The sequence below is a fragment of the Robbsia andropogonis genome (assembly GCF_034047095.1).
Classification (GTDB): domain Bacteria; phylum Pseudomonadota; class Gammaproteobacteria; order Burkholderiales; family Burkholderiaceae; genus Robbsia; species Robbsia andropogonis.
On sequence record NZ_CP139164.1, the window covers coordinates 627191 to 651425 of the forward strand.

At 56.3% G+C, this 24235-nt stretch carries 18 protein-coding genes and 2 pseudogenes; 16 read left to right on the forward strand and 4 right to left on the reverse strand.

The window, feature by feature from the left end; all coding sequences use genetic code 11:
• Positions 1–39 precede the first annotated feature (39 nt).
• Positions 40–1485 (forward strand): MmgE/PrpD family protein, encoded by a 1446-nt coding sequence (locus SJQ66_RS02670; protein WP_081765124.1) that lies wholly within the window; start codon positions 40–42, stop codon positions 1483–1485.
• 200 nt (positions 1486–1685) lie between these two features.
• Here the strand turns inward: SJQ66_RS02670 and SJQ66_RS02675 are convergent, their stop codons facing one another.
• A complete protein-coding gene (locus tag SJQ66_RS02675) occupies positions 1686–2600 on the reverse strand; it encodes a LysR family transcriptional regulator (protein WP_024905102.1) in 915 nt (304 codons plus the stop codon).
• 116 nt (positions 2601–2716) lie between these two features.
• On the opposite strand from SJQ66_RS02675, the gene gltP reads away from it, so the two are divergent.
• Together gltP and SJQ66_RS02685 are read left to right on the forward strand one after the other, a co-directional pair.
• Complete coding sequence (gene gltP / locus SJQ66_RS02680) at positions 2717–4042, forward strand: glutamate/aspartate:proton symporter GltP (protein WP_320533579.1); 1326 nt, start codon at positions 2717–2719, stop codon at positions 4040–4042.
• A gap of 55 nt (positions 4043–4097) precedes the next feature.
• Positions 4098–5372, forward strand: a complete 1275-nt coding sequence (locus SJQ66_RS02685; protein ID WP_024905104.1) for an aminotransferase class V-fold PLP-dependent enzyme — start codon at positions 4098–4100, stop codon at positions 5370–5372.
• A gap of 112 nt (positions 5373–5484) precedes the next feature.
• Here SJQ66_RS02685 and SJQ66_RS02690 read toward each other — a convergent pair whose 3' ends face one another.
• Positions 5485–6240 carry a hypothetical protein gene (locus SJQ66_RS02690; RefSeq protein ID WP_162199083.1) on the reverse strand — a complete coding sequence of 252 codons (756 nt, stop codon included), beginning with the start codon at positions 6238–6240 and terminating at the stop codon, positions 5485–5487.
• Positions 6241–6563: 323 nt separating this feature from the next.
• Positions 6564–7381, reverse strand: a protein-coding gene (locus tag SJQ66_RS02695; protein WP_320533580.1) for an IS5 family transposase whose coding sequence is annotated in 2 segments (ribosomal slippage) — positions 6564–7033 and positions 7033–7381 — 819 coding nt in all. Because the reading frame shifts where the segments join, the coding sequence is not laid out codon by codon here.
• 740 nt (positions 7382–8121) lie between these two features.
• Between SJQ66_RS02695 and SJQ66_RS02700 the strand changes: the two genes are divergently transcribed.
• The 9 genes and pseudogenes from SJQ66_RS02700 to SJQ66_RS02740 all read left to right on the forward strand — a co-directional run bounded on the left by SJQ66_RS02700 (position 8122) and on the right by SJQ66_RS02740 (position 17425).
• Positions 8122–9150, forward strand: coding sequence for an F-box protein (locus SJQ66_RS02700; protein ID WP_157685820.1), 1029 nt, complete (start codon positions 8122–8124; stop codon positions 9148–9150).
• Positions 9151–9411: 261 nt separating this feature from the next.
• On the forward strand, positions 9412–10440 hold the full coding sequence (locus SJQ66_RS02705) for an F-box protein (protein ID WP_176026104.1): 1029 nt from the start codon (positions 9412–9414) through the stop codon (positions 10438–10440).
• 235 nt (positions 10441–10675) lie between these two features.
• The gene (locus SJQ66_RS02710; protein ID WP_253464823.1) at positions 10676–11704 is read left to right on the forward strand and encodes an F-box protein; all 1029 of its coding nucleotides are present in this window, start codon (positions 10676–10678) and stop codon (positions 11702–11704) included.
• A 349-nt stretch (positions 11705–12053) separates the two neighbouring features.
• Positions 12054–13001 (forward strand): annotated as a pseudogene (locus SJQ66_RS02715) (ABC transporter substrate-binding protein); the annotation flags it as partial.
• Between the two features lie 134 nt (positions 13002–13135).
• Positions 13136–13933 (forward strand): ABC transporter ATP-binding protein, encoded by a 798-nt coding sequence (locus tag SJQ66_RS02720; protein WP_320533581.1) that lies wholly within the window; start codon positions 13136–13138, stop codon positions 13931–13933.
• 74 nt (positions 13934–14007) lie between these two features.
• Positions 14008–14868 (forward strand): ABC transporter permease, encoded by an 861-nt coding sequence (locus SJQ66_RS02725; RefSeq protein WP_320533582.1) that lies wholly within the window; start codon positions 14008–14010, stop codon positions 14866–14868.
• A 43-nt stretch (positions 14869–14911) separates the two neighbouring features.
• The gene (locus SJQ66_RS02730; protein WP_320533583.1) at positions 14912–15397 is read left to right on the forward strand and encodes a sensor histidine kinase N-terminal domain-containing protein; all 486 of its coding nucleotides are present in this window, start codon (positions 14912–14914) and stop codon (positions 15395–15397) included.
• Between the two features lie 46 nt (positions 15398–15443).
• Positions 15444–16748, forward strand: a pseudogene (locus tag SJQ66_RS02735) (ATP-binding protein); the annotation flags it as partial.
• Complete coding sequence (locus SJQ66_RS02740; protein WP_024905115.1) at positions 16745–17425, forward strand: response regulator; 681 nt, start codon at positions 16745–16747, stop codon at positions 17423–17425. The pseudogene SJQ66_RS02735 and the gene SJQ66_RS02740, both read left to right, overlap by 4 nt.
• Positions 17426–17510: 85 nt before the next feature.
• On the opposite strand, the gene SJQ66_RS02745 is transcribed toward SJQ66_RS02740, so the two are convergent.
• The gene (locus tag SJQ66_RS02745; protein WP_024905116.1) at positions 17511–18260 is read right to left on the reverse strand and encodes an SDR family NAD(P)-dependent oxidoreductase; all 750 of its coding nucleotides are present in this window, start codon (positions 18258–18260) and stop codon (positions 17511–17513) included.
• 275 nt (positions 18261–18535) lie between these two features.
• Between SJQ66_RS02745 and SJQ66_RS02750 the strand changes: the two genes are divergently transcribed.
• From SJQ66_RS02750 to SJQ66_RS02765, 4 genes are all read left to right on the forward strand, one after another.
• The gene (locus tag SJQ66_RS02750) at positions 18536–20875 is read left to right on the forward strand and encodes an FdhF/YdeP family oxidoreductase (RefSeq protein WP_024905117.1); all 2340 of its coding nucleotides are present in this window, start codon (positions 18536–18538) and stop codon (positions 20873–20875) included.
• Positions 20875–21174, forward strand: coding sequence for a helix-turn-helix domain-containing protein (locus SJQ66_RS02755; RefSeq protein ID WP_024905118.1), 300 nt, complete (start codon positions 20875–20877; stop codon positions 21172–21174). Before SJQ66_RS02750 ends, SJQ66_RS02755 begins: the two co-directional genes overlap by 1 nt.
• Before the next feature lie 483 nt (positions 21175–21657).
• Positions 21658–22371 carry a gluconate 2-dehydrogenase subunit 3 family protein gene (locus SJQ66_RS02760; protein ID WP_024905119.1) on the forward strand — a complete coding sequence of 238 codons (714 nt, stop codon included), beginning with the start codon at positions 21658–21660 and terminating at the stop codon, positions 22369–22371.
• A 90-nt stretch (positions 22372–22461) separates the two neighbouring features.
• On the forward strand, positions 22462–24234 hold the full coding sequence (locus SJQ66_RS02765; protein ID WP_024905120.1) for a GMC family oxidoreductase: 1773 nt from the start codon (positions 22462–22464) through the stop codon (positions 24232–24234).
• Position 24235 lies beyond the last annotated feature (1 nt).

Consider the following 24235-nt stretch of genomic DNA (forward strand, 5'->3'; position numbering starts at 1 on the left):
CGCTCGCCAATAAGAAACACCAGTTTGAAGGATAGTGCAATGCCGACAGATCAACAGGCCCCGGTGCCCTACCGGATGCCGGAAGCGCCGGGCCGAACCTTGGCGAAGACGCTCAGTGCATTGTGCTTCGAGGACTTGCCACCGGAGGTCGTCGAGACCGTCAAGGCGTTTACCCTCGATACGCTCGGGGTAATCGGCGGCGCCGCGAAGGCGCCCGGCATGCGGGCGCTGATCGGGGCGCTGACCGCGTGGGAAACCGATGGCATTGCAACACTTTTGTTGGATGGCCGCAAAGTGAATCCCGTCAGCGCGGCAATGGCGAACGGTGCAGCGGCGCATAGCCTCGATTTTGATGATCAGCACGATCCCGCGCGTATTCATGCATTTTGCGTCGTCTTGCCGGCCGTGTTGGCGGCGGTGGAGGCGGACGCCGTCGATACGTCTCGAACGACGTCGCCAATCGATGGGAAGCGTCTTCTGGCGGCGCTGGCCATTGGCGTCGAGCTGTTTTGCCGCCTGGGCCTGACGTGCTACAACTCGCTGGGCAAGGGTTGGCATCCCACTACCGCACTTGGCACGATCGCGTCCGCGGCAGCCTGCGCCTATCTGTTCGGCCTTGATGAGGTAAAGATGCTGGACGCACTTGGGTTGGGTTTTACGCAATTGAGCGGCACGACGCAATTCATCGCCGATGGCGCGCTGGCAAAGCGGATGGGGCCGGGTTTCGCCGCGCGCTCCGGGGTGCTGGCGGCGCATCTGGCACGGAATGGATTGACGGGTCCGGCACGCTTTCTGGAAGGCAACGCAGGGTTGTTCAAGCTGTACGAACGTGACGAGATACGCCCGGAGATTCTCTTCGAGGACTTGGGGCGGCAGTGGCATTTGCGCGATCTCAGCATGAAACCTTATCCTTGTTGCCGTTGCACGCATACGGTGATCCAGTTGGCGTTGGACTGTCGCGCCGACGGATTGACGCCAGACCAGATTGTCAGCGGCGAAATCGAATTGGGCCGTGTCAATCGACAGATTGTTGGTGCGCGTTTCGACAATACGCATCCGAATCCCGTTGTGCATGCACAGTTCAATGCCGCCTACACGTTCGCCGCCGCCTTGGTGGACGGGGTGGTATCGATCGAGACTTTCTTGCCGGAGCGCATCCGGGCGGCTGATCTTGCCTGGGGCGCGCGCTTTACCGCGGTGGAAAGCGCGACGATCGAGCCGACGGATATTGCGCCGGCGGCAGTACGCTTGACGTTGCACGATGGACGCATCATCGAGAAGCGTCGCGAGACAATCAAAGGCGCACCGAACGACCCAATGAGCGAAGCCGAGGTAGTGGATAAGTTTCGACGTTGCATGCGTTACGGGCTTGAGTCCAATGATGCGTCCTTGACGACATTGCAGCGCGTCATCGTGGATCTCGAAAAGGAGCCCGATGCCATGGCGTTACTCGATGCCTTTGCCGCGTGTCGTGTAAGTAGTTGAATGCGATCCGTTAAATCTTCGCCCGAAGACATCTAGCGGCGTGTTCAAACTGGCGAGGAGCGGCAATAAGGATGTATCGAGGCGGGGCGTACGCTTGCGGTCCCACCTCGGATATCCTCGCGCGTCATCGTGCTGGCGTTCTCTCGGGTTGATCACACTTAGGCCGACAGCAACAAAGGGTGAATGGCGGTTCCTTCAGTCTATCCGTGTCGGCCCGGATCGAGCAGGTTTAAGCTGAAATCGCAGCACTGCGCAGCGAGCCGGGCGATTTCAGCATTCAGTGAGTACGGCTGTTCCGCGCGATGCATCGCGACGTATGAAACAGGTGGCAGCGCCGGTCGTGTTTGAATAAGGCCGAGAGCGCCGCGTGTGACCATGTGGTTCAGGCACGCCTTCGGCAGGTAGCTGATGCCAAGGCCTGAGAGTGTCAGCCCGATCTGCGCGACCAGACTATTGCTTGCAAGAATGCGTTGCATGTTGACCCCGTGCTCTTGCAGGAAGCGACTATAAATAAAGCCCGTTCCCGATAGGCCACCCTGTAGTATCAGCGGATACTGCGCAATCTCGGCGAGCGGAAGAGCGTCCTGCTTCGGCGCCAGCGCCGGCGCACACATCCACGCGTTCTCCACTTCGCCGACCTGCGTCGTGACGAAGGACTCGTTGCTATGGATTTGTGGTACGACGATGATATCGATCGTGTCGGCCGCGAGCCGGTCGCGCAGCGTCGCGTTCAAATCCACCTCCGCTTCGACCACCACCTTCGGATAAGCCGCCTGGATCGCGCCGATCAGCCGGGGCAGCCAAGTCAATGCGGTCAGTTCCGTCACGCCCATGCGGACCTGGCGCACCAGCGCCTCCTTTGAGCTGATTCGCTCGACAATCTGGTCGCGCCGATCGAGCAGTTCCTTGGCGTACGCGAAGAACTCCTCGCCTTTCTGCGTCAACCTCGCGCTACGGTGCGCGCGATCGAATAGCGTCAGGTCGAAGGCGCGTTCGAGTTCCTGAATCCGCTTCGAAACAGCCGACTGCGTGGTGTGGAGTCGGCTCGATGCCGCTTCGAACGAACCGAGTTGAACGATCCAGTAAAGTGCTTCCATCTGCTTGAACGTCAGCATCGCACGATTCTTTTCATGAATTAAAGCGATAGTTTCTCATACAAAAAAATCGCTTTTATTACTTATTTCGGTTGCTTAAGGTTCCTCCATTGACCCGCCCCCAATCTGGAGAGAGCATGGATACCGTCATTGAAAGCCCGCCTGGCAACCCTATCGAGCGCACCCCCCGTGTCGGACTCGCATGGCAGATACTGATCGGTCTCGTCATCGGCGTCGCCACGGGACTGGTGTTGAATCACTTTCCGCAAGCACGGGACGCAACTATTTCTGGTCTGTTGCAGCCCGCCGGCGACGTCTTCATCAAGCTGATCAAGATGATCGTGGTGCCGATCGTATTCACGAGCATGGTGGTCGGGATCGCCGGTGTCGGAGACGGCAAATCGTTCGGGCGCATTGGCTTGAAGACACTTGTGTACTTTGAGGTGATCACGACGATCGCCATCCTGCTCGGGCTTATTCTCGGTAACGTGCTACACCCCGGTGTCGGCACCGACATGTCGCAGCTCGGTCACGCCGACATTTCGCGCTATCAGCAGGCAACGCAGCAGGTGCAGGGTCATCATGGCCTGATGACCCTCGTGCTTGGCGTGATTCCAGACAACATCTTCGCTTCGATGGCTAAAGGCGACCTGCTGCCGGTGATCTTCTTTTCGGTGCTATTCGGCCTTGGTTTGCAATCGGTCCCTGAAGAATTCCGCAAGCCGGTGATCGCCATGCTCAAGGGCATTGCGGACGCCATGTTCAAGGTGACGAATATGGTGGTGTATTACGCGCCGATAGGCGTGTGCGCGCTGATTGCGGTGACCGTTGCGAGTTTCGGCTTCGGTTCATTGTTGCCGTTGCTCAAGCTGGTGGCCGTCACGTATCTTGCGATCGCGCTGTTTGCGCTTGTCGTGCTCGGCATCACTGCACGGCTGTTCGGCTTTCGTATCTTTACGTTGCTGCGGATTATCAAGGACGAACTGATTATTGCGTTTTCAACCTGCAGTTCGGCCACCGTGCTGCCGCAGCTGATGAAAAAGGTGGAAGACTATGGTGTGCCGAAGAGCATCACGACCTTCGTCGTGCCAACCGGATACACGTTCAATCTTGACGGCGCATCGATCTATCTCGGCATCGGCACGCTGTTCGTCGCACAGCTGTATGGCATTCATCTTGGCTGGCAGGAACAGATGGTCCTCGTATTGACGATGGTCGTGACGTCCAAGGGCGCGGCAGGCGTGCCAGGCTTCATGTTTGTGATTCTTCTCGCGACGCTTGCAAGCGCGGGGCTGCCGCTCGAAGGGCTCGCGTTTATCGCTGGCGTGGACCGCGTGATGGACATGGGACGTACCGCGCTGAATGTGGTGGGAAACGCGCTGGCGCCGCTCGTCATCGCGAGATGGGAGCGCCAGTACGACGCGGAGAAGGGCAAAGCGTATCTCGCATCGCTTGACGCATGAGCGAGTACAGTTCGCGGCACGATAAACATTGCGCAGAAAGATCAGGAGCAATCAGATGAGCAGTAGCCAAGGTGAGTTCTTTTCCACGTTGTTGATGCGCGAGATAAAGATGCGTTTCCACCACGTCGACCACGACATCGACGGGCGCGAGCGACTTTTCTTCGACAACGCAGGTGGTTCGTTCCGCCTTAAGGCAGCCGTCGACGCGTTCGCGCGGATCGATGCGCTGCCCGATTGCCCGGAGCGCATTCATGCGCGCGCACGCCATCTTCAGGACGTTCAGGCGCGCGGCGAGGCTGACATCCGCACGATCCTCAACGCGAAGGACGGCAGCATCTACCCATCGTTGACCGCGTCGGGCGCGATGTTCGACATGGTCCGCGCGATCATGGAGAACGTGCCGGGCACCAACGCTGTTACCACGATTCTCGAACATCCGTCTTCTTTCGACGCGATGACCTACTACGCGCAACGCACGGGTAAGTCGTTGCGGGTCGCGCCCAGTAATCCGGAGACGGGCGGGGTGGACGTGGAGGCCATTCTGTCGTTGATCGATGCGGACACGGCGTTGCTCAGCGTCATGTACGCGTCGAATATTTCCGGCGCCAAGTTCGACATTGCGACGCTCGTCGAGCGGGCGCGTAAGAAGAAGCCTGGGCTCTTCATCATCGTGGATGCGGTCCAGCACGCACCACACGGTGTTATCGACCTGCAGAAGACGCCGGTCGACGGCATCAATTTCGCGCCCTACAAGTTCTTCGGATGTCGCGGCTCCGGTATCTCGTGGCTGTCACCGCGTGTGGCCGCGCTGCCGCATCACCGCCTTGATGCAAAGCAGGAAGGCGTGTGGGAACTCGGTAGTCCGGCGCCCGCGCAGTTCGCGGTCGTGACCGAAATCGTCGAGTACGTGACGTGGATTGGCCGTCAGTTCAGCAATGCCGATACGCACCGCGCGCTTTTCGTGGAAGGGATGACGCGCATCGAGCTGCATGAGCGCGCGCTCCTGGCAGCGTTGCTTGATGGTCACGATGGGCGGCGCGGTTTGAGGCGACTCGATGGCGTGGAGGTATTCTGGGATTACGCCGATCTTACGAAGCGTGACCTGATCCTGGGTATCGGTTTCGTGAATCTGAGTCCGACCGATGCGGTTCGAGAGTACGAGAAGCGCGGCGTGATCGTCTACGAGCGGATTGCCTCGAGTCTATACTCCGGCCGTATGCTGAAGTCCTTCAATCTGGCAGGCGCGGTGCGGATCTCACCACTGCACTGTCATTCGCCGGACGACGTCGAACGCTTTCTTGCGATTACGGAAGAACTAACGACACGCTGAAAATGCGGTTGGGCTCTCGCAACCGGGACCAGCAGGGATAAGCGCCATTCGAGATTCTGCTGACATTGATGTGGCTGAGCAACGCATCAAGCGACGTAAGCAATAAACGCCATCATTGCCCGTTCCAGAAATCGAGGGCTGCCTTGCACTTTGTCCAAATCGTGGGCGTCACCGTTGTCGCGGGCGTCACCATTGGCCTGTCCCCGAAGTCGACGCGAGAGCCATTGCGAGCAATCGATTGCTTTTCCGCCAGGATAACGAAAGCGGTATCACCCGGACGCCACCGCTCACATAGCTCGTCGAATGCCAGTCCAGGCTTGGGCCCGAGGTAGACATAAATCTCGCCTGCAATACGCAAATCGATAAGGTTCCACTGTGTTTCGTTCGTGACGCCGAAACGGCGACACATCGTTTCTCGCACCCACTCACCTGTAGGTTTCACATTGTCCGGATGATGGAAAAACAGCGCAACGGCCACGCGTGAAGCCAGCCCGGCGGAGATCGATTCCATCGTTCCTTGATAACGTTGCACGAATAATTGCGCGGCTGTATCCACCATTATGGGAGACTTGCTGGCCATCAACGACTCCAGCATTTCCGGCCAGAACGCCTCGTTTGTTTGTTTCAGTATCGCGTCGTGATGGTCCGTCTCAGATCCTAGTTTCGCTGTTGTTTGCCACCGTACTACCACAAGGTCCATCAAGGCAAGCGCGTCAAATAAGGATTCGGGGGGGAGTTTCATTTGCGCTATAGCCGTAGCAACGGCTTGCTTGAGGCCATTGAGGCTATGGTCGTAGTAGCACCATATCGCAATATTGGCAGTCGTCTCCGTTAAATCGCGAAACAGCCCCGGATGCAGTTTTGTCATGGGTACCGCCATGATGCTTTCGAATGCCTGCGCGAACAGGACATCCGGGGGGGACCCGAACCGAGTACGTTCGATCTTTATGAGCGACTCGAAGCATGATTTATGCGTTGGCTGCAAAAGGGTATGGAAATGTTTGCAGGTTAAGCCGAGGTTAACGATCGAACTGGCAGTAAGCGAGGTGACGGACTGGAGAACAAGCTCGCGCGGCAACGTCTGGATCGCGCTATCACTGTGGTTGGTCGCATCCTGTGCGTGGGGTGACGTGGCCTTGTCGTTGCTATCCGACGAATAGAAATAGGGTGATATGTTGCTTAGAGGCCGTTTCAAAAAGACTGCTCGGCACGTCTGAAGATGTTCCAGCAGACGAGCGCGCAACCAAGTTTAAGGAATGCCTCGTGAATGTCGGCTCGACGCTCGAAGCGAATGCGAAGACGACGAAAATTGTGCAGCCATGCATGCGTACGCTCGACTACCCAGCGGAATTTGCCGAGTCCGCTGCCGTGTTCCGTACGGCGCCTAGCGATCACCGGTTCGATATCGCGCGCACGAAGCCGCTCGCGATGCGGCTCAGAGTCGTATCCACGATCTGCGTAGATGACTTTGGGCTTGCGAAGCGGTCGACCGCGTACGCCGCGAATAGGCGGGATCGCGTCGATGAGCGGCAGCAACTGGGTAACGTCGTTGCGATTCGCGCCAGTCAGGATGGCACTGACGGGGACGCCAGTGGCATCGACGAGGATGTGATGCTTCGAGCCCGGTCGCGAGCGATCGGTGGGGTTCGGGCCAGTTTTTCGCCCGCCCCAACGGCTCGCACCGAAGATGAATCGGCCACCGCCCGTGAGAAATCGAGTTCGCCGACCTCGCGTAACTTCGCGAGCAGCAGTGCGTGCAACGCGCCCCACACGCCGACCCTTTGCCAGTCGCGCAAACGCCTCCAGCAGGTCGGCCCGGAGCCGAATCCGAGTTTGGTCGAGAGGTCACACCAGCGTATCCCGGTCTTGAATACGAACAAGATGCCGTTCAGTGCAGCCCGGTTGGAAACCGGGAGTCGTCCTGGGTATTTCTTGCGGCGTGGCTTTGGCGGAGGCAGCAAAGGTTCTATCAATGCCCACAGTTCGTCATCAATGATCGGTGCACCCATCACCTTGGTTCCAGTTGTTCAGATGACCAAGGTTAGCAGTTTGCCGAAAAGGTTAACAGCCCCCCTCGCGGTCTTTTTGAAACGGTCTCTTAGGGCATTGGTAAATACATACATCGCGGCGTCTCCCTGATATGTGTTATGAAGTTTTTTGTATTTTACTAATTTCAGTAAATAGTACTTAATATTTACCTAAATTAATAAAGTACATTGAATGAAATGGTGTCTACACCTCCTCGCTACGTTACTTCGCTGACATACGAGAAAATTGAGTAACCCGCCTGCTAATGGGGTTCTGATTGGTTGCGATGACGTGTAGTGCGAAACGAAGCAAATAGGTCTTGTTGATATTTCTTATCTTTGGAAAATAGATTCGTTATCTCCTACGGAATAGCAGGTGCCGATGATAGATTCATCGAATGGGCGCATTGACGCGTTTGCTGATCCGGAATGAACGATTGTTCACCTGTGAAGTACGGACGCAAAGGTGGTGATTACCTATCGTGGCGGTTCCTGACGATTACCTGATATCCCGACCATAGGTTGCGTCGTTGGCATTCGTTGGGATTTCCTCGGTGCATGGAATTAACAATGCATTGTGCGGCGGCTGCATGCGTCGTCGACAAAGTGTTTTCATGTGAATGTAGGCAGTAACCTTTCCACTGTTGCATGGCTGCGGCGGAACCTCGTTGGTCAAAAGGTTACCAAGGTAAATGCGAACACATTTATACGGAAAAATGCTCATGAACATTTCACCTGGTACAGCAGGGTATCCCACAGATATGTCGATTAGTGGCGACGCCGCATCTAGCGAGACGTTGCCGGTTTGCATGATGAATGACGATCAGAATGCGTTGCGGAAATTACCTGATGAGCTTATCCTCGCCGCCGCCAATGTTCTTCCCGCGCGTGCAATTTTCAATCTTGGACTAACAAACAAGTACTTGCACGCCTTGTTGCTCCCGGTGTTTCATACGAGTTTCCAGGCTATCGAAAATATTGACAAGATTCGCACCGATATCGTCTCTTTAAATACCTGGCGTCAGGCGATGAGCAGCCTTGACGCGGTCAGCATCGAGGCGCAAAAACCTGCCTTGCTTAGAGACGTTGCATTGGCATATTCGAACCTAACGGTAGATCGCGTAGATCCCGTAAATCGCGGTATCAGTCCCAACTCCGATTCCGATGAATCAGATACTCTCATTTTTGAGCGTGCGCTCGAGGCGCAAAAAGAACAGATACCGTTGCCTCCAAAATCAGTGTCCGATGCACTTGCCTTGGTTGACTTGCAAGTTGCCGGATATGTCATGCTGAAATCGCTCCAAGTCTCCAAAACGGGGCCCGTCGAATTGTTGCTGTTATCTAACAAGGCGTTTTGGCCGGCAATGCTGGAATCGTGGCTAGACGACGTTCCTGCACATGCACTCAAAAACGTCATCGCGTGCTTTGCCGAGGGGTATGATGGTCCAGTTGTCGAGATATCCAGCCGACTCGCGGGAGAAGTAGCGGTCGCGCAGTTTTTCGTCAGTGACGCGCTGGCCACGCAGCCGTTCATAGTGAAGCGGACTGGGCCAGAAGTTCTGGCATTGATGCATAAGCGCTTTAACGTAAGTACTGAGGCGCAGTGGGATGCGATTGATGAACGGATAGCGACAGAACTGCGAAACCGCTATCCACTCACCGAAAGTGCTGCTTTTCAGGAAGAATGTCGCCGGTGGCGTGAAGACGTGGGCTTTCTGACGTTGGCGAAAAATGGTGCTACCAGCGTTTGACGGCTAAAGCCGATAGCAGATCCGTGAGCAGCGTGATCACCTTATTTCCGGCCTGGCCTGTTTTGCCGTAAGCATATTGTTGCGCTGCACATTTCTTCCTGTTGCGTGTGTGCCGCGCGGGCCAATGTATGGCTGGCTAATACCCAATATTTGATATAAAAACGATTCGTATTTTAGTACTGCGATTCGTAATCTGAAAAACGTATGCATTATTAAAGTTACTCAGTTCGCTCATTGGTTAAACTTTGAGAGAAATCTGAGATGGAAATTCGAGGTAACGAAGCGGTTTGTCATCATGTTGCGTCATTTTGCGGTGGCGATGCAATTGTAGAATCCGAACATATCGTTCTTCCCGGCACGTATGCGGATAGTTTTTCAAGGCTGCCCATCGATCTTATTGTCGCGATTGTCAATGTACTCCCTGCTCATGCGCTTGTTAGCCTTGCATTAACAAGCAAGCGTTTCTCATCAGTGTTATTACTTACTTTTCCGGCGAGCTTTCAGGCAGTAGCGGCAGTAGAGAAAGTCAGGGTCGGCTCGATCACAGGTATGTCTTTTTTTGAAGCACTGGATGACATACAGGCTGTCTCGGTAAATGCGCAAAAACCGGTGTTGCTTCGGAAATTTGCCGTGAGCTGGGCGGCGCTCCCTCGGGATTTACTCATTGGAATGGGTTTATCCGATCTTCACGACGCCTTCAAGGAAAAATTATTCTTTAATACGCTCCGAACGGAAGAGTGTGCAATAACATATCCCCCGCAGTCAATGTCTGAAACGCTTTTATTTGTCGATTTGATTGTCGCCAATTATGTTGGTGTCAAAACTTTCGAACATTGTCGGATATGGCCTACAGAGTTATTAAGTATAACTAATATAGATCAGTGGCCAATGATACTTGACTCACTGCTGCTGGATGTGCCAGCGCAAGCGCTTAGCAGGGAAATCGAGAGATTTACTGAGAAAGATTATGCGCCGGGAACCGAGATATCTGATCGATTGGCCACCGAGGCAGTGGTTAAGCTGTTTTTCGTCAGTTCATTTCATACTTTTTTGCATACCATAGGAAAACCGGGAAGGCAGGATGTGCAGTTAAGGATGGAACGCCAATTCGGCCGGAGAACCGAAGCGCAGTGGAACGCGATCGAGGATCGCATGGTGTTGGAATTATCTGCGCGCTACGGGCATGTCGACCTTTGGTTTCTAAAGGAAGAGTGCAGCCGGTGGCGAGATGGCGAAGTATTTCTGACACGGGTGCAAAATGCGGGCATCGTCTCAAAATCTGATTCTTGATTTTGAAGCCCCGTCGATCAAGGGTCACTCTACATTTCGGTTACATCGTACTAACCAGCGTCAGGGGCGGCTGGTTGCTGGAACGTTGCCGTAACGTGTGCCATTGAGATATAGAGCATTGGCGGCGAAAAGCGCAGTTTCGTACTGTTCCACAACGACTCGTACACCGAAAATACAGAGGCAAGATATCGGTTACCTACTCTGTTCGCTATACAAACTTTGAGGAAAAGATAAAATGGAAATTCGCAATAATGCATTGAGATCTATTCTTCCAGAATCAATCTGTGGCGGCAATCCAGAGACAGCGTCTGGAGATGCTGGTCATTTTCCGGAATATTCGTATAATTTTCGAAGATTGCCAGACGACCTTATCTTGATGGTCGCGAATGTTCTTCCTGCCCGGGCAATACTCAATCTGGTATTTACAAACAAACATGTCTCGTCTTTGTTGCCATTGACGTTTCAACGGAGCTTTCAGGCCATCGCGGCAATCGAAAAAGTAAAAGCCGGTGCGGTCACGGTTACGTCGTTTTTAAATACATTGGCGAGCATTCAGGCCATCCAAATCGATGCGCAGAAGCCGGCCCTGCTTCGAGATTTTTCATTGAGCTGGGCGGCTCTCTCCCCGCATCAATTTGCATCAGCCGAGATACCGGACCATAGTGGCACTTTCGAGGAACGAGCGTTTTGCAAGGCATTGAGGGAGGTACAGCTCGCGATAACACTACCGCCTCAATCGTTATCTGACACGCTTGCGTCGATTGATATCAGTGTCGCTTGTTATGTCGGGTTGAGTTCTTTCGCGGTATGCAACTTATGGCCTATCAATCTCATGTATGCCACCGACAAAGCCGCATGGCCGGTCATGCTTGAGTCGTTGTTGATGAGCCTGCCCGCGCATTCGTTGGAAAGCGAAATCAGAGAACTGGCGGAAGAATACGATGGAATCGTGACGGAGATATCAGACAAATTAGCCGAGGAGCTTGCTATTGCCCTGTTTTTCGTCAACCCATTTCTTGCCTCGATGAATGAAAGAAATTTGCCATCGGGATCTGACGTCAGAAGGAAGCTCAGGCACCGGTTTGGTGTGAGAACCGAAGCACAATGGGTGGCGATCGATAATCGGATGGCATTGGAAGTGCAGAAACGCTGCTCTCGATATATGGGCTCTCTTCGGTTGGAAGAAAGCAACCGGTGGCGCGCCGGATCGGAATTTTACGCGCTGGTGCAACATTCTGACGTCGCTGAACTGTCCATATTGTAGGTTTAACAACACGACGTTCACGGATGGCTCGCCATCGTTGCTGGTCCGTGGTAACCCGCATCAGGAATACCCGTATCGATTTCCGCTTTTGTGTTGCCGCGATGAAAGCATGGGGAAGGATTCGTCCCCCTACAATGCATCTCGTCGATGTTGTCTCAGACTGCCGTGCCGGCGCTACCTGCCGATTGGGTAAGCAATACGGCGTAACGGCACGGAAGGGACCGCAGAACGGCATGATCCAAAATAAAAGCGGAGACATCACATGCGAGTTGGCAATCGCGGGATTCGTTCGGTCTTGGGCGCTGTCGGTGTCACAATGTGCTGCGTGCTTGGCATGACGGTGCCATCAGCGCAGGCGGCGGACAGTGGCAAAGTGACCATCATGGTCGGCGGTATTACCAAGCTCATTTACTTGCCTGCGCGATTGACGCAGGAATTGGGTTACTTCAAGGATGAAGGGCTTGACGTCGAATTGCTGTCACAGCCGGCCGGTGTTGATGCGGAAAACGAACTGCTTGCAGGCGCTGTCCATGCTGTTGTCGGCTTCTACGATCACGCTATCGATTTGCAATCCAAGGGCAAGGAAGTCACTGCGATCGTTGTTTTCGGTCAGGTGCCGGGCGAGGCTGAACTTGTATCGACCAAAGCGTCGGAGACCATCAAGTCCATGGCGGACGTCAAAGGCAAGACCCTGGGCGTGACCGGCCTGGGTTCCTCGACGAGTTTTCTGACGCAATATCTTGCTGGTCAACACGGGATCACCTCGTCTCAATACACGATGCTGCCAGTAGGTGCCGATGCCAGCTTTATCGCAGCGATCAAGCAAAAGCGCATTGATGCCGGCATGACGACCGAGCCAACCATTTCCGCGCTACTTGCAACCGGAGAAGCAAAGGTACTCGTGGACATGCGTACTGTCGAGAGCACGAAAGCGGCGCTTGGCGGCACCTATCCCGGATCAAGTCTCTATGTTCAGGCTTCCTGGTTGAAAGAACACAAGGAGCAGGCGACGAAACTGGCGCGCGCATTCGTGCGTACGTTGCAGTTTATCCAGACGCATAGCGCGGAAGAAATCGCGGCAAAGATGCCTGCCGATTATCAGAAGAACAAGGCTTTGTACGTGAGCGCCTTGAAGGGAACGCTGCCCATGTTTTCCCCCGACGGCAAGATGCCAGCCGATGGTCCCGCCACGGTGTTGAAGGTTCTGGCGGCTTTCAGTCCCTCCGTGAAAGGCAAGCATATCGACCTGTCGCGCACCTACACAAACGCTTATGTCGATGCGGTAAAAATCAAGTGATCTGATCGGCATGCACACCGTTGCTTGATCGGTTTTCAATACCTGCTCCTCGGTAAGGTCGACAATCCAATGCCGTTATCCAGCCTGCCGCACGCATCGTCCACGCATGGCAGGCATTGTCCTGGGCTTCGCAAATGAACCAACCTCTCGCTTCGCGCACGCCGGCCATCGAGTTCGAGTCCGTGTCGTGCCAATTCATCTCCCCCGATGGCAAGGCCACCGTTGCACTGCGCGATTTCAGTATGTCTGTCGCGCAGGGCGAGTTTGTGGCGATCGTCGGCCCGACAGGCTGCGGCAAGTCGACAACGCTTGGAATGATCACCGGCTTGCTGAACCCGACTTCTGGAAAGGTTCGTGTGATGGGTCAACCGGTCAATGGTATCGATCCGCGTATTGGTTTCGTTTTTCAGGCTGATGCGGTGTTCCCGTGGCGCAACGTGATCGATAACGTCGCGGCGGGCCCGATGTTTCGCGGCCGCTCCAAGGCGGCGGCATACGATGAAGCGCGAATCTGGTTGCATAAGGTCGGCCTCGACAAGTTCGAGAAACACTATCCCCACCAGTTGTCCGGCGGCATGCGCAAACGCGTGGCGCTCGCGCAAACCTTCATCAACAAGCCGGAAATCCTGTTGATGGATGAACCATTCTCGGCGCTCGACATGCAGACGCGGACGTTGATGCAGGATGAACTGCTGCAATTGTGGTCGGCAAGCGCGGGCTGCGTGGTATTTGTCACGCATGATTTGGAAGAGGCTATCGCGCTGGCCGATCGAGTTCTCGTGTTAACCGCGCGTCCGGCAACGCTGAAGCGGATTTACGAGATAGATCTGCCACGTCCGCGTGTTACATCGGAGATTCGATACGAGCAGCGGTTCATTGATATTTCACGCGATATCTGGCGTGATCTGAGGGAGGAAGTGCATATCGCCTGATGCGTTCGGGTGGGTCTGGTTCGCATCTTCACGCTATATCTGTATTGACGATTTTCCTATTCCGGAGCGCCAACATGGCCGCACACGAAGCCACTTTGTCACTTAACGAAACTACGCCGTCCGCGGATGATGCCGAACGCGATGCACGCCGGCGACGCCAGCAACGGCATGCATTGATCCTCTTCTTGCGCCTCCTCGTCCTCGTCGTCTGGCTTGGGGGTTGGGAGTTATGCGGACGGATGAATTGGATCGACCCGTTCTTTTTTTCGATGCCCTCGTTGATCTTTGAACAGATTGTCGATTGGTTCCAGAACGGTACCTCGCAGGGACCTTTGTTGGTGCAGGTCTGGGTTACCCTTGAGGAGACGGTGCTGGGCTTTTTGATAGGTGCCGTGGGCGGGGTGATCTGCGGCGTGGTGTTGGGGCGCAATAAATTATTGTCGGATGTCTTCAGTGTCTACATCAAGGTGGCAAACTCTATTCCGCGAGTAGTGCTAGGTTCCGTTTTCGTGATCGCGCTCGGTCTGGGGATGGCGTCGAAGGTGGCGCTGGCGGTGGTCATGGTGTTCTTTGTTGTTTTCGGCAACGCGTTCCAGGGCGTTCGGGAAGCAGATCGGTATATGATCGCGAATGCACAGATCCTAGGTGCATCGCGGCGGCAACTGACAACGGCGGTCGTGATTCCGTCGGCGTTGTCGTGGATCCTTGCGAGCTTGCACGTCAGTTTCGGTTTCGCGTTGGTCGGCGCCGTGGTCGGGGAGTTTTTGGGATCGAAACAGGGCATTGGGCTGTTGATCTCCACGGCGCAGGGCGCCTTTAACTCCAGCGGGGTGTTTGCCGCGATGATCGTGCTGGCCGTGGTGGCCTTGGCGACGGATTACCTGATCACCGCGCTCGAGCGGCGGTTGTTGAAGTGGCGGCCGGCGGCCGTGTGATACCGCGCCAACGGCGCCCGGGATGAGAAGGAGCGCTTAGGCGATGTTGTCCAGTTTGCGTGCGCGGTTGTTCGGATGGTTGCTGCTGCCGCTGTTAAGCTTCTTGCTGATATCCGCCACACTCTCATACAGTTCGGCACGCCGTACCGCCGGACTGCTTGAAGACGATACGTTGCTGGACGCTGCACGCGTTATCGTAGAGGCGGTGTATTGGCATGAAGGCGCGTTGTCCGCGCCCATCCCGCCAGCCGCGCTCGAACTCTTTGAATCCCCGTATCAAGACCACATTTATTACCGGGTGACGGCGCAGCCGATCGAAGGCTCGCCCGAGGTGGCCTTGACCGATACCGGTGCCCGGCAACGATTGCTGGCAGGCACACCGGATTTACCTATGCGTGCTGCGGGAGTAACCGCTCCCGCGGAATATCCCGAATTATTCATGCGGTCTTTACCACCCCTGGGTGCCGACCTTGCCTCAATCGGCGGATCGACTAATAAAAAAAAACGTCGCCGCGAACAGTCCGCGTGACGCGGGAGAATCGCCAGACCATGACGATGGTGGTGGTCCCCCCCGTTACTTCGACGCCATGTATAACGGACTTTCGCTACGGGCGGTCGCCTATGATCGCCTGGTGTACGACGCGGGACGTACTGATCGTGTCACGGTCGTTGTCGCAAAAACCCGGGCGTCCGAGGCGGGCATGGTGCAGGACTTATGGCATCCGCAATTGTGGCGCCAGGTATTGCTTGCCTGCCTGGCATTGCTGCTCGTTCCGGTTGGCCTCACCATCGAACTGAAGCCGCTGATCCGTCTGCGTGATGATGTTGCCAACCGCGATCCCACCGCATTGGTACCGCTTCGCACGGCACATTTGCCTGCCGAGCTGCGGCCTATCGTGGACACGATAAACCAGAGCATTGCCCGTTTGAAGCAACAGGCCAGCACGCAGAGGCAATTCATCGCCGATGCCGCGCACCAGATGCGTACGCCATTGACGGTACTCGACACGCAATTGCAATACCTGCAACAGGCGGGTGCGGGGTCGCCTGGATGGCAAGAAGCGCTTGCGGGAATACAGCGGACGAGTAAGCGGATGGCCTCGATGACAAACCAGTTATTGATGTTGGCGCAGGCGGAGGCTGCCACGCGCCATCCATTGACATCTCGAGTGGATCTCGCGGAAGTCATCGGTGACGTTCTTGCCGAGATGGTTGTCACCGCGGAGCGTCACGCAATCGATCTGGGCGCTGAGTGGGATACCAGCATCCCAGGGCGGCGGGATTCGGACGGTACCCCAGTGCCGATGCCGGTGGCGGGCAACGCCGGCCTGCTTAACGCCATGATCTTGAATCTCGTGGACAACGCGATTCGCTACACGGCGGCGCATTGGGCACGCAACAGGGCAAGATCGGGCGCCGCGTTGTGTCTGGCCGAGGACGGTACGCATGCCGAGGTCGGCACGCATGGCAGCGATGCAAAGCCGGGCCGTGTTGGTGGGCAAGTCACGGTGTCGTGCCGATATGCAGTGCATCCGGGTAATGGCGACGCGTTCGGCAACCCCGTTCGTGAAGTTGTTTTGTCGGTCACCGATAACGGTCCCGGCATTCCGGCGGAAGCGAGGGCGCACGTCTTCGAGCGATTCTATCGCGTGCATGGCGAAGTAGACAGTGACGGCTCGGGCCTGGGACTGTCAATCGTCCAACAGATCGTGCAGGCCCACCACGGTTCTGTGGCGCTTACCATGCCGCTTTATACCAGTGTGCCGGCGATGGCGCATGGTGCAGCGGTGGCACACTCGAATGGCGCCAATGCCACAGGCTTATGCGTGACCGTGCGTTTGCCTGCGTGGCCTGCGTCGGAAGAAAGGGGATCGATATGAAGCTGCTGCTGGTGGAAGACAATGTCGAGTTATCGCGTTGGCTCGTCAATTTATTGCACGAGGAGCAATTCGCCGTCGATTGCGCGGCCAACGGCGAGGGCGCGGAGACGTTGTTAAAAGCGCATGGCTATGACGTGGTGCTGCTCGACATGCGCTTGCCTGGCATCAGCGGAAAACATGTTTTAAGCCGCTTGAGGCGTCACGGCGATAACGTGCCGGTCATGATGCTGACGGCGCACGGGTCGATCGAGGATAAGGTGGATTGTTTCGGTTTAGGGGCTGACGACTATGTGGTCAAGCCCTTTGACGCTCGGGAACTGGTGGCCCGGATCAAAGCGTTGGTGCGTCGTCGCCTGGATGACCGATCAGGCCGGTTGCGCTGTGGCGATTTGCATTACCTTACCGAGGCGCGCGAGTTCCGTTGCGGTGACGCACCCCTTGTCTTGCGCCGACGTGAACATGCGATACTGGAGGCGTTGATGCTACGGCAGGGCAAGACGGTGTCGAAGACGGCCTTGATGCAAAGTGTCTATGGTGTCGACGATGACGCGAGCGCCGACGCCATTGATATCTATATCCATCGCTTGCGTAAACAAATCGCTGGCAGTGGTGCCGAGATATCGACCTTGCGGGGACTCGGCTATATCTTACGTACCCGGATTGAGGCGCCCGCTTAGCGCGCCGCGATCCATCGCCACTCCCATGGCCGTGCGATAGCGCAGCGGGCATTGCCCCCTTCGCGTTCCACGCCTTATACCCCGCTTATTGCGAGCGTTGCACCTTCAGGGGCCCCGGGCCCTGGCAGGTCGGCATCATTTCTATCGCATTGATGTTAACGTGTTCCGGCAGCGACAGCAGCCAGCTCACCGTGTTCGCGATGTCTTCCGCATTGAGCGGTACCGTATCTTGATAAACCGCAGCGGCCTTGCTGTCGTCGCCCTTGAACCGGGTGTTCGAGAACTCGGTGCCACCCACCAGACCAGGCTCGATTGATGACACCCGCACATTCTTACCAACCAGATCCGAGCGCAGGTTCAACGTGAACTGATGCACGAACGCCTTCGTCGCGCCGTAGACGTTTCCGCCCGGGTAAGGATAGATCCCGGCCGTGGAGCCGATATTGATGATCCAGCCGGCATTGCGTTCGACCATGGCCGGCAAGGCGGCGTGCGAGCAGTAGACCAGGCCTTTGATGTTCGTATCGATCATCGTCTCCCAGTCATCCAGATCTGCCTTGTCCGCCGTTTCCAAACCCAATGCCAGCCCGGCGTTATTGATCACGGCATCCAACGCACCGACTTTCTCGGCAATCCAGGCAAACGTGGCGTGCACGTCGTCGCGCTTCGTCACGTCGAGCGTGCGCGGAATCAACTGGCTGCCCAACTCGGCGGCCAGCGCGTCGAGACGCGCCTGACGGCGGCCGGTGGCAATGACGGTGTGACCTTCCTGGATCAGGCGGCGGGCAATCGCTTCACCAAATCCGGCGCTGGCGCCGGTTACGAGAATATTCATAGGGCGGATGGACGGTTCGCGGCGCGGTGGAAGTGACCGCGTGGTGGAAAACCCCTATCGTAACCCGTTCGTGCGCCGCATGTGAAAGCGCGCACGCGTATTCACCGTCCCGTGGGCCGATTACGCACCGCATTAACCGGATTGCAACCCCGGAGCGATTGATATGTCACTGTGCTCTGAAAACTGTATCCTTTTATTCTCGTTTGGCCTGTACATGCCGACAAAATGTCGCAGGCATATGCTTGGAAGGCACACATAAAGCAGCGGAGCGGCACATGGCAGACCCGAAGATCGAAACCTACAACAATCCGGCCGGCGGCTGGGGCGCACTGAAATACGTGGCAATCAACATATTCAAGGAAAAGATTGTCAGTAAGAGCATGCGTACCCTGCTAGCGCAGAATCAACCGGATGGTTTCGATTGTCCGGGCTGCGCCTGGCCGGATCGTAATCACGCGTCCACGTTCGAATTCTGCGAGAACGGGGTGAAGGCGGTGGCTGCCGAAGCGACGTCGAAACGCGTCACGCGGCAGTTTTTTGCCGATCACACCGTGACCAGCTTGCTGGCGCAAACCGATTACGAACTTGAGCAGCATGGGCGCCTGACCGAGCCGATGATCTACGACGCGACCAGCGATAAATACAAGCCGATTGCATGGGACGATGCTTTCGCGCTTGTTGGCGCGCATCTGCGTGCGCTGCCTCATCCCGACCAAGCATCGTTTTATACATCCGGCCGGGCCAGTAACGAGGCTGCTTTCCTGTTCCAGCTGTTTGTCCGGGAGTATGGCACGAACAATTTCCCGGACTGCTCGAACATGTGTCACGAACCTACCAGCAAAGGGTTGCCGCCCGCGGTGGGCATCGGCAAGGGCACCGTGACGCTGGACGACTTTGATGCGTGCGACACGCTTCTCATTTTCGGTCAGAACCCGGCGACGAACCACCCACGGATGATGGGGGAGTTGCGCGAATGCGCTAAGCGTGGTGCCACCATTGTGTCGATCAATCCGTTGCGTGAGCGGGGCTTGGAGCGTTTTGCCAGCCCGCAGCATGTTCATGACATGCTCTCGACGACGGGAACGCCGATCAGTTCGATGTTTATTCAACCCTCGCTGGGTGGCGACCTCGCGCTGATCAAGGGCCTGATCAAGCATGTCATCGAACGCGATGACGCCGCCATCGCCAGCGGTGCCGAGCGCATTGTCGACGTCGACTTCCTTACCGAGCATACGCTGGGGTTCGAGGCGCTGGCCGCCGATAGTCGGGCCGAACGCTGGGATCTGATCGTCGCTGAGTCCGGTGTGCCATACGACCAGATCGTGCGGTTGGCCGAGGTCTACATCAAGGGGCGCGCCGTGATCTCGACCTGGGGCATGGGCCTGACGCAGCACAAGTACGCCGTCGGTACAATTCAGATGCTGACGAACCTGATGTTGTTACGGGGCAATATCGGTCGCCTCGGCGCGGGGCTCTGTCCCGTGCGCGGACATTCGAACGTGCAGGGCGACCGTACCGTCGGCATTGACGAGCGCCCGCCGGCAGCAATGCTTGATCGGATGGAAAAAGTGTTCGGCTTCAAGGTTCCGCGCACGCACGGGCTGGACGTGGTGGGAACCATTCAGGCAATGCTGGATAAGCAGGTAAAGGTGTTTGTCGCCCTGGGTGGCAATTTCCTGATGGCCTCGCCAGACACACCGCGCGTGGCGCAAGCACTGGAAAACTGCGACCTGACCGTGCAGATCACGACCAAATTAAATCGGAGCCATTTGGTGCATGGTCGCGATGCGCTGATCTTGCCAACCCTCGGTCGCACCGAAATCGACATGCAGGCCGGTGTCGCGCAGGGCGTGACCGTCGAGGATTCGATGAGCATGGTTCATATCTCATACGGGATCAACAAGCCAGCCTCCCCGGATTTGCTGTCCGAGATCGCGATTGTCGGACGGATGGCGGCGGCAACGCTGCCGCAGAGTGCGATCCCGTATCTCTGGTACATCGACGATTACGCCAGGATTCGCGATGCGATCGAATCGGTGTTCGATGCATTCAAGGATTACAACGCACGTGTTGCAAAACCGGGCGGCTTCCATCTTGGGGTTGCCTCGCGTGACCGGGTCTGGAAGACGGCGTCCGGCAAAGCCGAGTTCAAGGTCCATGCGATACCGACGGATTCCCCTATTCATCGCGCCAAGGCCCGTTTCGGAGATCGACTGCTGACGCTGATGACCACGCGCTCGCATGACCAATACAACACGACGATCTACGGGATGGACGATCGCTACCGTGGCGTGTTTGGCCAGCGGCGCGTGATTTTTGCGTGCAAGGCGGATCTCGACCGTCTCGGCTTCAAGGACGGTGAACGCATCAATTTGGTCAGCGTCTGGGACGATGGCGTCACGCGTCGCGCGGACGATTTCCTGCTTGTCGAGTATGACATTCCGGCTGGCTGCATCGCCGGTTACTACCCCGAGACGAACCCGTTGGTGCCGTTGGACAGTTTTGCCGATGGCGCTCGCACGCCAACGTCGAAATCCATCCCGGTGCTGATGGAAAAAGTCACGGTATTACATGCGACGTCGCCTGGCTCGGTGCGAGATACCGTTGTCGTCTGATGCGCGCCGCTGACGACACCTCGCCGGAAGCACAGCTGGCACGCCTGCTGGCGACGCTTGCCGACCCCTCCGCCGACGGTGGTCTGTCACTTGCTCGGGTCAGCAAGCGCAGCGGGTTGCCGATGAGCACGTTGCGCCGTCTACTATCGGCGCTGGGCGACGCCGATCTTGTCGTTTGGTCTCTCCAAGATAACGGTCGCGGCACCGCGCGACTCACGCAGGCCGGTCGTTCGCTGATTGCCGACACGCTTTCTCCACTCGATACATCGTCCTCGTCTTCGCACTCGATGCCGGATTAAACGCATCAGATTCCACGCCTCGCCGTAGCGGGAAACTTCTCCGCGCGTTTTACCGATATTCATCGTATTTTGAAAACCCTTACGATGAGGTCGATGATATTTTGCTGCTGTGGCATATTGTCGCGCCCGCGATTCCTGATTTTGTTCTTCCTTTCATCGTAGAAAATTTGAAAGCGTAATGAAAAAAATCTTTATGCATAAAATGTACTAACTAGCTAGTTCATTATGAGTTTTTTCATAGGCCATCTATTATTGTGAATTTTGCAATTATTCATCGATAGCTGACGATATCTATTTCGTAATGAATATGTAATACAGCTTCTCATGCAATGACTGAGAGCTTTGTATGATGGGCCCCGGACCGTCAGCTGCTACATACCATCGTTCCATAAGGCATCACGCAACTGCCGCGTGACAGGACTAGTATCAAGATGAGCCGGGTATGGGCTGACAATGCAATTCACAAGCATCCAGAGGGTAGATATGCGCAGACGGGGATTTCTCGTATCGATCGCGCTGCTGATAGGCAGTGTGACCGTAGCAAAAGCGAAGGTGATCTGGGGCGGGATGCCTTGGACCGGGAAGGCGTCGGCGGCCCCTCAGCCGGTTGTGGCCGACGGCTGGAAGTTTTTCACCGCAGGAGAAGCGGAGCTGGTGGCGGCGCTGTCGGACCGAATCATTCCAGCGGATGAGCTGAGCATTGGCGGCAAGGAGGCAGGCTGCGCGGTGTTTATCGATGCGCAATTGGCGGGCGCTTACGGGAAAGGGAGCTATCTTTATCTGGATGGTCCGCTCAAGCAAGGTCTTCCGCAGGCCGGCCCCCAGTTCAAGGAAGGTCCTGCTGCACGGTGGCGCGCTGGTTTGGCCGCTTTCGATTCTGCGGTCAAAGCCAAGAGTGGCAAGCCTTTCGTTGCGCTGACCCCGGCCGAACAGGACATGATGATTGGTCAATGGGAGGCTGGCACGCTGCCCATGTCCGGTGTCGATGCAAAACAGTTCTTTAATCTGGTGCTCTGGAACGTGCGCGAAGGCTATTTTTCAGACCCGATCTACGGTGGCAACAAGAACATGGCTGGCTGGAAAATGCTGGGTTTTCCTGGCGCGCAATACGATTTTCGCGACTACATCGACAAGCCAGGGCAGAAACTGGACATCAAACCGGTCAGTTTTATTCGCAAGCCCACCCAGACGACTTAAAGACCAGGCATTTGTAGCTAAAAACGTTGTGAACGGCATCATCGATTCATAACGACAGGTCTTCACAATACAGAGCAAGGAGTATCCAATATGGCGCAAAAGCGGCCAAAAGTGGATGCCGTCATCGTTGGCCTAGGATGGGCCGGTTCGCTGATGGCGAACGAGTTGACGGAAGCAGGATTGAACGTCGTGGCCATCGAGCGCGGTTCGTGGCGTGACACCAGTACCGATTTTCCGACCAGCATCGACACCGATGAACTGCGTTTTGCGCGGCGTCGTGAATTGTTGCAGCCATTGAGCGTGGAGACGATGACGTTTCGTAACCGCCCGGATCAGGAAGCGCTCCCTTTGCGCGACTTGAACACTTATCAGTTTGGCTGGGGTGTGGGCGGTGCGGGCGCGCACTGGAATGGCATGACGTGGCGTTTCCTGCCGACCGACTTCGTGACGTACTCGCATACGGTTGAAAAGTACGGTAAGGGTAAATTCGTCGAGGGGTTGCAGGTGCAGGACTGGGGGGTGACGTACGATGACCTCGAGCCGTTTTACGACAAATTCGAACGCATTGCCGGAACGTCGGGGAAGGCGGGCAATATCCAGGGCCAGAAGATCGAGGGGGGCAATATCTTCGAAGGGCCGCGCAAGCGCGACTACCCGCTGCCACCGCTGGCGCGCACCCAGGCGGCCTTGCTGTTCGATAAGGCGACCAAGGATCTCGGCTATCATCCGTTCGCCGTACCTGCCGGGAATACCTCCGGCGCCTATACGAATACGCTTGGCGTGAAGATGGCGCCTTGCACATATTGCGGCTATTGTGAATTCTTCGGTTGTGGCAATTGGTCTAAAAGCAGCCCGCAAGCGTGCGTGTTACCGGCACTCATGGCACGGAAGAACTTCAGCTTGATTCCTGATTCCGAAGTGTTGCGCGTCGACCTGACTGGCGACAAGAAGATGGCTACTGGCGTGACCTTCATCGATAACGACGGACAGGAGTGGGAACAGCCCGCAGATATCGTCGTGCTATCGGCTTATCAATTCGATAATGTTCGACTGATGTTGCTTTCGGGCATCGGCAAACCCTATAACCGCGATACCGGTGAAGGGGTCGTGGGTCGCAATTATGCGTATCAGACCATCTCGGGTGCATCACTTTGGCTGAAGGATCAGCAACTGAACCCGTTTATCGGTGCGGGTGCACTGGCGCAATCGATCGACGATTTCAATGGCGATAACTTTGATCATTCGAATCTCGACTTCATTGGCGGCGGCACGGCGCTGATTCACTCGACGAATGGCCGGCCGATCGGTTTGTCGGGAGGGGTGCCCAAGGGCACGCCGGCGTGGGGCTCAAGCTGGAAGAAGGCTTACCAGAAGGCCTACCAGAACTACAATTCGATCTATGTAATGGGCAACAGCTATCCGCATCGAGACGTCTTCCTCGACCTTGATCCGGAATACAAGGATCGTCATGGCCAGCCGTTGCTGCGAGTGACGTTTGATTGGAACGAGAACGACAAGCGTTCGGGCAAGTTCATGGCGGATAAGTCCATGGAGATCGCCAAGGCGATGAACGCCGAGACAATCGAGCGTTCAGAGCCGACGGCCGCGCCGTACACGCCGATGACCAATCTGTCTTCGCATACCACGGGCGGGGCGTGCATGGGCGATGATCCGCGGACCAGCGCGGTCAACAAGTATTTGCAGAGCTGGGATGTACCGAACACCTTTGTCTGCGGCGCATCGGCGTTCGCGAACAATGCCGGCTACAACCCGACGGGTACGGTGGCCGCGCTGACGTTACATGCCGCGCAAGCCATTCGGGATCAGTATCTGAAGGCACCTGGCGCATTGGTGAAGGTCTAGA